Genomic DNA, 9,177 nt, shown 5'->3' on the forward strand with positions numbered 1-9,177 from the left:
ATTGATATTACATGATATTATTGAAATGTAGCCTATTTTGTCGGCTGACAGAAGCCGAGCTCTGGGGTCCGGAGGACCTTGCTCGCTGCTCAGGCGCATTCAGGGCGGCTCAGGTGGCCATTGCAGCCCCCTACCCTTCCCCTACCCTCCTCGCGGTCGCTGAGCGTCTCCTGGAGGTCCATTCAGCGTTGGAGGTCTCACCGGCCTCGGACCGAACTGTCACGACGATCGATGGCCGTCGAATGAGCCTTGAACCGGTGAGCTTCGGTACGACATGGATGATCGCCTGCCAGCTGCCTCGAGCATTGGTTGCGGCCGGCATGGCAACGCAGATTCTTCCGTCCGCTGTCCACCTTCCCCGGTATCTTCCAAACTCCGCAGGGGAACTCATGCGCGAGCTTGAAAGCACGATCGGGTTGGCAAGCAGGCAGGGCCTGGCGGAGCTCGACAGGCTCGAGGGAAGGCTTGAAAATCTCCCGCGCGTCGTTGAGGTGACCAAACGCAGCCGGCTTCCGGAGCTGTTGCGTTTGGAACTGGCCTATCCCGGACTTCGGGTGCCGGCCATCGCACGCCTGCTGGGTGTGACACCGCAGGCCGCGGCCAAGCTCGCTGTGCGCTCCAGGGCGTTAAAGGATAGCAGCCGGCTCGACCGGATGGGGCCAGGTCGGGAATGGCGTCCCTCCCCTTCCATTTCCCTCTAACAATAAGAAATCTCAGAATCCGCCGAAGGCGTAAGCGTTAAGCGGGTTATATCTTTGAGTTAAAAGGTTACTGCCGCGGCGTTCCCGGAAAAAGCTAGTGAATCCGGCGATTCGCTGCCTGTGGACAGATTCCGATAACACGACGGCCGAGCTCCGATAACACGACGGTCAGATTCTAATAACACGACACTTTCGCTCTGATACCACGATGCCACCACTTGGGGGCTGTGGATAACCCGGTCTCGGTCGGGGCTGCGCCTACCCGTGTTGGCAGCAGTTAGCGTTCCGATTCGCTTTTCGTGCTTCAACCCCAAACCAGTAATTGTCCATCCGAGATCGTTGCGCGGGTCCGGCGTGTTATCGGAAATGTCGCGTACCTCCTTCAACGTGTTTTTGGGAATGGCTTTTCGGCCCCCTTCCCCGAGCGCCGCATCTAGCCCTATGCTTCGATGCAGTGAGATAGGCCTGTAGACGTGCTGGAACTTCGCCGGGGCCTCATCACTGAGACCGTATCCACGCTCACCCAAGGTCCGCAATTGGCGACTGGCACCCCGTCGCGCGATCGTGTTTTTAGAATCAGCGACATGGATTTCCGCGTCCGCCCTAAAGCCCCGGATTTCAGCCTCTTTCGCAAATTGTCCATTTGCAAGATGACGCTTTGAACCAATTCCTGAAAACACGTCGCGACCCAGAGCGGCAATTGTCGCCGCGGGACGCGATGCCAACCGTCCTCTCGCGCTGCCAGGCTGATAATCCGGTCTCCAGCTGACGATCGCGGGGCTCAGCTGACGGTCGTCCCGGCCGGATGTTTGACTCAAGCCGTATCAAAATCGGTCATCTTGGCTCGACATGAAGGCCGCCCGCGGCACTACCGTAAATCGGAGCGGCCGCGGCATTCGTCCCGCTCGAAGGTGCAGCCAGGCGTTCGAGTTTAGGTGGAAGGGCCGCCATCGTTTTCCAACAATAGCCGTCGATGATCGTGCCATGATCCGCCGTCGATCAGCGCGGCATCGGATTGGTGGCAGGGTCATTTATCCCCGCGCGCCCTCGATCGGCTTTTCGCGGGGCCGGATCAGATCGATCCAGTCAGAAGCCTGGGAGCGTATATTTATTGCGCTCGTGGTGCTTCTTCATGAAGCCATAAAACCGTTTCGAGTAGTTCCTGGGCATCTCGTCGGGATTGCTGTTCAGGAAAGCGTCGAACTGCTTGATCAGGACGTCCAGATCCCAGCCAGGGCATTCCGCCTTGATCGCCGCATAGGTCTCGGGATCGAGTACCTCATGTGCCCGTCCACCCCGGCGGCGCGGCGTGGAAACTGCGGCGGCAGCGTAGCTTTGGTCGTGCGGATCTTGGCTAGGCTTTGGATCGGTGGCCTTGAGATCTGCGACTGCACGCTGCACCAGGCTGCGAACGAGGCTCGGGTCAACGGGCATTTCTGCGGCTTCCTCGGCCGGCCGTTGCTGGAGCTGCTTGGAAGAGCCGACAGTCTTCGAACTTTCGGCTGAGCGGGCGGGGGAGGGGGGTGTGGCGCGCTTGCGGGAGGGGACCTCCTGGTGCCCTCCCATGAAGCGACGCATCACCATCTTCAGCTTTGGTCGGGGTGTTTCCGCCCCGATCACCTCCAAGTTGATCTCGGGCAGGGTGTTGGCCCGCGCCAGCTCAAGGATCTTATTCTTGAAGGACGGCAGCGAGCTCTCGCTTCCGCTTTTTTGGTGAAGCGTTTCGAACCCGATCGTGAACCCTTCGGCGCCGTTGCCGCCGGCGTGCTTGCGGCTGGCGCGGTACAGCCACTTACCGAGCCCGCTTGTGATCTCGAAATAGAGCGGAGAAATCGCGAGTACGTTCCGCTTGTCCATCACGCCGTCGAAGAACCACTTCGAAAGGGTGATCTCCATTCCAAGGGACCGTTGGGTTCGCTCGTCTACGAGGTGCGTATAGCTGTCGATCCACGAAAACGTTGTCTCACGGGTCTTCGAGTTGGCCCGGATGTTCGTCTTGATCGTGGTTGCCTGCAGCCTGTCGAGCGCTCCGATAAGGCGTTCGTAAGCACGTCCGCTGACGCCCCAGCAGATGCGCTTCAGCAAGTCGCCTGGTTGAACACGGATCGTCGGCGAGAGATCATTGTCTCCGCGCTCGCGCAGCTCATTCAGATGAGAGGCGAGGTAGATCATGATGTCCGCATCCCAGATCGTCGCCATGCCATATTCCGGATTGGCCGAAACATGGACGGTGACCTGCTTGTCTGGGCTTACATATTCGATCGGTTTGACCCGCTTCTTCTTCGAAAGGCTGAAGAAGGGGCGCTGCATCGTTTCTTGATAATCGCGCAGGGAGATTTCGCTGAAGTCGGGAAGCGTGAAGAACATCTCAAACTGCACGCGGCGGCCGCCGACCACCGTCGCAACAGCCTCGTTCTCGCCCTGGCTCATGCCGCGTCCCACGCGTGGGACAAAGGCGCTAAGCCACTGGAAACAAACCAGAATACCCCACTTTTCAGAGTGGCAAAATCCAAAGAATTACAGATTGCTTCAGGCCCCATCAGAGACCCGCTTTTTCAGAATCTTTGCCCTCTCGACGAGCGGGCGGATAGCCTCCAGGATATCGTCAGCCGACAGGTCGGTCGGGTTGATGGTGATAGTCAGCCCTCGCGCCCGATCTCGATCAACCTGTCCAATCGTCATCCCCTTGGCTTCGATAGAAGCCTTCTGGAGACGGCTGCTCCGGCTGGTTGTCGTCGCCTTGATCAAACGCGCGACGACTTCAGCACCACTGATAGGCTCTTCGTCACCCGACTGTCGAAAGCTCTGTTCCGCGGCAATGTCCTTGGCGGCCGCCTCCATCTTCTCCCGCATCGCGGGCGTGCGGACCAGGGGAAGCAACTTGTCACCGTGACGCACCTGAAGGTCCATCGGCGAGCTAAAAGCACTGACGATCGATTGCGGAATTTCCGTGAGCCCGATGTACCGCGACAACATGGATTTCGAGAGTTTCACACGGTCCGCCAACCGGGCTTGTACGCCATCATAATAGGCATCGACGGCTGCCTTGTAGTTGGTACCGCGTTCGAGGTCGGAAATGTCCTCTCGTTCCCGGTTTTCGATATCGGCAAGCCTGAAGGCGGCTTCGTCGTCGAGATCCTCGATGATCGCGACAAGCTCGATATCGGGATAGTGGTTCGCATTGAGCCACGAGATAGCCCAATGGCGCCGTGTGCCGATGACGAGCTCATATTCCAGCGCGGCATTCTTCACCCGCCGGACCACGACCGGGATCCGGTTGCCATTCTCCGCCTGGATCGAGTCTATGAGACTTCGGACACGATCCTCGGTCAGCAGCGCATAGTCTCGCGCATTCCCAGGCCAGATCGAACATTCAGATGGCTTCAGCCGGATGGTCGGCCGTTTCACCATCCGAGCGGCCTCGGTGAAGCCCTCAAGCCGCCGTGCCGTGAAATTGCGGGCCGCTCCGCCTTGCGCTGCGTCGACCTGTTCGGGAGCAAGCTCGGAGGCCGGCGTCGGCGCTGGGGCTGCCAAGGCTTCACTGATTGCGGAGCGCCGGCTCATGCTGCTGCACTCGCGACGGAATCGTTGGCGCGCTTGGAGATGCTCTGCGACGGCCATTGTTCGCGGATCTGTTGCAGAACCTCTCCGAATACGGAGTCAAGATTGTCGCGGCACCTCTGGTAGGTCGCGTGCGCCGCCGAGGGCTTGCTCTCATAGATTGACCGGAACGCCTGCGTCGCGTTCTTGATCTCCTCCGACGCAAGGATCGGCTGGCTCAGGAGGAAATTGGCATAGGTTGCCTGCATCATCTTCCACATGTCCGCTTCACCCGGTTTGCTAGGCGTGTAGGCTGAGCAAACTACGCGAATAAAACCATAATCGACCGGAGTGCCATTCTCTTCGAGAATCTCGATATTGTCAGCGATCGTGTCCATGAAGTGAATTGTGGATAGATAATCGAGTTGCCGAGCCGGAACAGGGACAAGGAGGCCGGTCGCCGCTGCCATCACATTAAGGCCCAGAAAGCCCATCGCGGGCGGCGGATCGAGCACGATAACGTCGAAGTCTTTGACTATGCTTTGGATACCGATGCGTAGTCTCTGCAAACCCTCACGGACGGCCTGACCGCCCTCGCGCAATGTGGCTGTCAGGTCCCACTCTGCGTCCTGAAGTCCGAGGCTCGATGGGACGATCTTGATCGTCGGCCATGCAGTCTCATGAATCGCCTGCCGAAAATCGTCGAAGGTGCTGCGAGGCGACAAGAAATTGCCGAGCGTCTTATCTTCGTCGAAGAGAGTTTCCGGCTGAATATCGAACATCGTGGTGGTGGAAGCCTGCGGATCGCAATCGATGACCAGCACGCTATACCCATGAAGAGCCAAATAATCTGCGAAGTGCTTCGTAATCGTACTCTTGCCGACGCCACCCTTGAAGTTCTGCACCGCGACTACGACAGCGTCTTCATCTGCCGCTTTGCCCGGACGAATGTGCAGTGCCTCGCGGATCTTGGTCAAATCCTCGAGCGTGTAGTAGCGCCGCCCGTTGCCCAATTGCTTCGGCGACGCGAGCCGGCCTTCCTTCTCAGCCTTCGCCAACGCTTCGGGGGTACGCCCGACCAGTTCAGCCGCCGCCGTCGGGCCAAAGGTGAGATCGAGAACCTTCCGGTCTTCCGGCTTGAACACGACCGACTTCACGCGATCGCGCATCATTTCGCACGAACGGGTCATCGTCCGAAGCGTGTTTACGGTAAAGGACATCCCCGCGTGCCTCCCTCCGAATCAAGCCAGCGCGATCCGGTTTGCCTTTCATGAGCAAAACTACCTGCAAAAGTCAAACCGGCACCCGAAACAGCCAGCCATCGCCGAATCGGCGGCTTCCGAATCCTTCGATCGGGAATCGGTGATCGGATCAAGTTGAACGATCCAACCACGAGAACGGCGGAGCAGATCTCGAAGTTGCCGGGAGCGCGCCACGCAGAGGAGGAGAGCGGGAGGGAGGCAGCGAACATGAGGTGCAGATCATGCCGCTGGTAGCGAACCGTCCATCCCAAGAACTTGTCGATCTCGTCGGCGCTCTGCGCGGCCGCTGGAGCGGCTACATCGCCATGTGCCGATGCCCAGCCCACAATGATGCGGAACCAAGTCTTTCGATTCGGCAAGGCGATCGAGGCATATTGGTGACCTGCTTTGCGGGTTGCGCTCGCGAGGACGTGCTGCGTGAGCTCAGCCGCATCCGCCCCGGTCGCCATCACCCGATGCCTCTCGCAACCCAGCCTAGCCGCTCTTCCACTGGCGAGCACCTCTGGAATGAGGCCGCCCATGTCAGGAATACCCTTGCGGAACGCTATCTCGGCCGCCGCAACCTTCTTCCACCGCCGCCTGATGTCCGTTTTCACCCACGGTGCCCGTATTTACCGAAGCCGAAAACAGTGTTCCTGCCGGCGCTCCTGGTTGCGGTCCGTGAAGTCCGGAGGCTGGTCGCCATCCAGCGCATCTTTCTCGATCCCGCTACCGCCGACTACGTGCGTAAGCTCATGCTCGGTGTCCCCGGCTCAGGTGCCTGGCGGGGGAGAGCTGGCGGTGCGACCCTCGCAATCGCCGAAGGTTTTGAGACCGCCGACGCCTATAGTCGTCTCCGTGGGGTTCCTTGCTGGGCGTCTCTCGGCGCGCGCCGCCTGGATCAGCTCATCATCCCTGAGAGCGTGACGACCCTGTACATTGCAGAGGACAACGACGCCGAAGGTCGCCGTGCCGCGCAGAATGCCGAAGACCAATACGCCAGGCCCGGACTCACGATTCGTCGCGATCCGCCTCCCGCGAGACACAAGGACTGGGCGAGGGTGCTCGACGCCGCGGCTCTGCAATCCCGCGCCTAAATGCGCCCGGACAGAAGAGGGGAGGGGGGTCGAAAGCGTGATGCTGCCGAGGGTGCAGCCACGCAGGAGATCCCAAAATGACCGACCTCTTCCACGCGGCCGCCACGGCGGACCATGATGCCGCGCGCCTGCTCCTTCCACATCTCGGATCAGGCCGCCCGATCACCCGCCGCCTGCTCAACGAGGTAATGGCCTCCGCCTACGGTGGCTCCGACGCCGACGGGCGCTGGACACAGCGAACAAGCTTCGAGGTTCTCGAGCACGCGCTGGCTCTCCATCTTCGCGCGGCCGGCTCTGGCTTGCGCTCGTTCGCCGATGTGAGCGCCATTGTCGCGCTCTCGGATCGCCTTCCTACCCAGACCGTGCGGAGCGAGGAGCAACTCGACTGGCAGCAATTTTCGACGCCGATCGACATCGCCGCAGTTGCGGTGCTGTTGGCCGACGTACAGGCGGACGACGTCATCCTTGAGCCGAGCGCTGGCAACGGCCTGCTCGTCGCTCATTTGGGCTCATACAAGGTTCTTCAGCTCAACGAACTCGACCCCGTCAGGCGGGCGCGGCTGCATCGGGTGTTCCCGGAAGCCACGATCTCGGGTGAGGACGGTGCGACGATCAACTCGACCCTTTCCGCGGCCGAACCGCCAACCCTCATTCTCATGAATCCGCCGTTCTCGCGGTCCCTCGGACGTGGTGCCGATGACTATGCGGCGGTCCGCCACCTCCAGGCGGCCCTCCGTCGCCTCCGATCAGGCGGGCGAGTGGTTGCGATCATGCCCGACTGGTTCGGCCCGAGCGCCAGGATGCGCGACCAATATGAGACCGTGCTTCGCGACGTTACCGTCCGCACCGCGATCCGCCTCGAGAAATGCTACCTTAAGCACGGCACGTCTGTCGCCGTTCGGCTGTTCGTGATCGACAAGGCGCCCGGCAATGCACCGCCGGCGATCATTCAACGATCTTCCGTCGGCGAGCTTCTGCCCGCATTACGCGTTCCCGAAAGATCGACGCTCAAGAGCGACGCCCCGATGCCTGCGCCGAGACGATCGGCCGGTATCTCGATCTTCCGCGCCCTCAAAAGCAGCCGCCCAGAGCCCCGCGCCTATCACGCGCCCGTTCGCAACGACGTCCTCCCCGTCGACTACGAAAAGCTCGCGACCCCGGCGCCGCTCCTTGAACAAACGGGCGTCTATCTTCCCTACCGTCCGAGCCGGATCAGCTTTGCCACCGCCGGCGAGCATCCAACTCCCCTCGTAGAATCCGTGGCGATGGGTTCGATCCCGGCCCCGATCCCCGACTATGTCCCGTCGCTCCCCGAGCGTACGGTCGCGGAGCGGCTCCTCTCCGCCTCCCAACTCGAGACGGTCGTCTATGCCGGGCACGCCTGGTCCCAGACCATCCCGGGCAGATTCAAGCCGAACAAGGAAGGCGTTGGCCTGACACTTGCCGAAGACGGGGACATCTATCGCAAGGGTTTCTTCCTGGGCGATGGCACCGGCGCGGGGAAAGGCCGGCAGATTGCGGCCTGCATCCTCGACAATTGGCTTCAGGGTCGACGGCGCAATATCTGGGTCACGAAAAATGCCCCGCTCCTCGAAGATGCGCGGCGCGACTGGACCGCATTGGGCGGTGTCAGCGGCGACATTCAGCCGATCTCCAACTGGAAGATCGACGAACCTATCAGGCTCGACCAGGGCGTCCTGCTCGTCACCTATCCGACATTGCGCTCGATGCGCGGCAACCACAGCCGGCTGAGGCAAATCGTCGACTGGGCTGGCGCCGACTTCCAGGGCGTGCTGGCGTTCGACGAGGCCCATGAGATGGGCGGCGTCGCCGGCGGGGAGGGGGCGCTTGGCGCCAAGGAGGGCTCGCAGCAGGGGATCTGTGGCGTCCTTCTCCAGAACCAGCTTCCCGGCGCACGTGTACTCTATGCGTCGGCCACGGGCGCGTCAGACGTCAACAACCTCGCCTATGCGGTCCGCCTCGGCCTCTGGGGACCCGAAACAGCCTTCGCGGATCGCGAGCAATTCATCAGCAGTATCCGCCAAGGCGGCATCGCAGCGATGGAGCTGGTCGCGCGCGACCTCAAGGCGACTGGCCTCTACATGGCGCGCGCGCTGAGCTTCGCCGGCGTCGAATATGAAATTCTCCGGCACGAGCTGACCCCCGCCCAGATCGAGATCTACGACACCTATGCGGATGCATGGTCGATCATCCACCAGAATATGGAACGGGCCCTCGAACTCACCGGCATCGTCGACGGGCTGGAAAACGCGACACTGAATAGCGGCGCCAAGGCGTCGGCCAGATCGCGCTTCGAGTCGACCAAGCAGCGTTTCTTCGGCCAGGTCCTGCTTTCGATGAAGCTGCCGACCGTGATCGCGGCTGTGCGTCGCCACCTGGCGAATGGCCAGTCGGTGGTCCTCCAGCTCGTGACCACCGCTGAGTCTATCCTCGATCGCCGGCTCGATGCGCTGAGCCCGGATGACCGGGCCGATCTCGAGATCGACCTCTCGCCCCGCGAATACGTGTAATGTTGAGCTCAACATTACAGGAATTCTTTGCAGTCGCAGTTTATGTCGAGCGTGGCGGCGGTAGGCG

The 9,177-nt window shown here is 61.0% G+C and carries 6 protein-coding genes; 3 read left to right on the forward strand and 3 right to left on the reverse strand.

The annotated features are described in order from the left end of the window. The first annotated feature begins 242 nt into the window (after window positions 1–242). On the forward strand, window positions 243–701 hold the full coding sequence (locus tag ET21_RS27915; RefSeq protein ID WP_156029327.1) for a hypothetical protein: 459 nt from the start codon (window positions 243–245) through the stop codon (window positions 699–701). A gap of 1,086 nt (window positions 702–1,787) precedes the next feature. On the opposite strand, the gene ET21_RS0121885 is transcribed toward ET21_RS27915, so the two are convergent. From ET21_RS0121885 to ET21_RS0121895, 3 genes are all read right to left on the reverse strand, one after another. Continuing rightward, the gene (locus ET21_RS0121885) at window positions 1,788–3,131 is read right to left on the reverse strand and encodes a replication initiator protein A (RefSeq protein WP_030541358.1); all 1,344 of its coding nucleotides are present in this window, start codon (window positions 3,129–3,131) and stop codon (window positions 1,788–1,790) included. A gap of 99 nt (window positions 3,132–3,230) precedes the next feature. Beyond that, window positions 3,231–4,265 (reverse strand): ParB/RepB/Spo0J family partition protein, encoded by a 1,035-nt coding sequence (locus tag ET21_RS0121890; protein WP_030541359.1) that lies wholly within the window; start codon window positions 4,263–4,265, stop codon window positions 3,231–3,233. Then, window positions 4,262–5,461: an AAA family ATPase gene (locus ET21_RS0121895; RefSeq protein ID WP_051585712.1), complete on the reverse strand. Its 1,200-nt coding sequence runs from the start codon at window positions 5,459–5,461 to the stop codon at window positions 4,262–4,264. Before ET21_RS0121895 ends, ET21_RS0121890 begins: the two co-directional genes overlap by 4 nt. A 263-nt stretch (window positions 5,462–5,724) precedes the next feature. On the opposite strand from ET21_RS0121895, the gene ET21_RS0121900 reads away from it, so the two are divergent. Both ET21_RS0121900 and ET21_RS0121905 read left to right on the forward strand, forming a co-directional pair. Then, window positions 5,725–6,579 (forward strand): toprim domain-containing protein, encoded by an 855-nt coding sequence (locus ET21_RS0121900; protein WP_030541361.1) that lies wholly within the window; start codon window positions 5,725–5,727, stop codon window positions 6,577–6,579. 77 nt (window positions 6,580–6,656) lie between these two features. Further along, on the forward strand, window positions 6,657–9,110 hold the full coding sequence (locus tag ET21_RS0121905) for a strawberry notch-like NTP hydrolase domain-containing protein (protein WP_030541362.1): 2,454 nt from the start codon (window positions 6,657–6,659) through the stop codon (window positions 9,108–9,110). Window positions 9,111–9,177: the final 67 nt, after the last annotated feature.

Source organism: Sphingobium sp. DC-2, from assembly GCF_000722555.1.
GTDB classification, from domain to species: Bacteria; Pseudomonadota; Alphaproteobacteria; order Sphingomonadales; family Sphingomonadaceae; genus Sphingobium; species Sphingobium quisquiliarum.

Excerpts from the sequence above, each read along its gene's own strand:
- ET21_RS27915 (WP_156029327.1), top strand. The coding sequence starts at position 243 with ATGAGCCTTGAACCGGTGAGCTTCGGTACGACATGGATGATCGCCTGC.
- ET21_RS0121885 (WP_030541358.1), bottom strand. The coding sequence starts at position 3,131 with ATGAGCCAGGGCGAGAACGAGGCTGTTGCGACGGTGGTCGGCGGCCGC.
- ET21_RS0121890 (WP_030541359.1), bottom strand. The coding sequence starts at position 4,265 with ATGAGCCGGCGCTCCGCAATCAGTGAAGCCTTGGCAGCCCCAGCGCCG.
- ET21_RS0121895 (WP_051585712.1), bottom strand. The coding sequence starts at position 5,461 with ATGTCCTTTACCGTAAACACGCTTCGGACGATGACCCGTTCGTGCGAA.
- ET21_RS0121900 (WP_030541361.1), top strand. The coding sequence starts at position 5,725 with ATGCCGCTGGTAGCGAACCGTCCATCCCAAGAACTTGTCGATCTCGTC.
- ET21_RS0121905 (WP_030541362.1), top strand. The coding sequence starts at position 6,657 with ATGACCGACCTCTTCCACGCGGCCGCCACGGCGGACCATGATGCCGCG.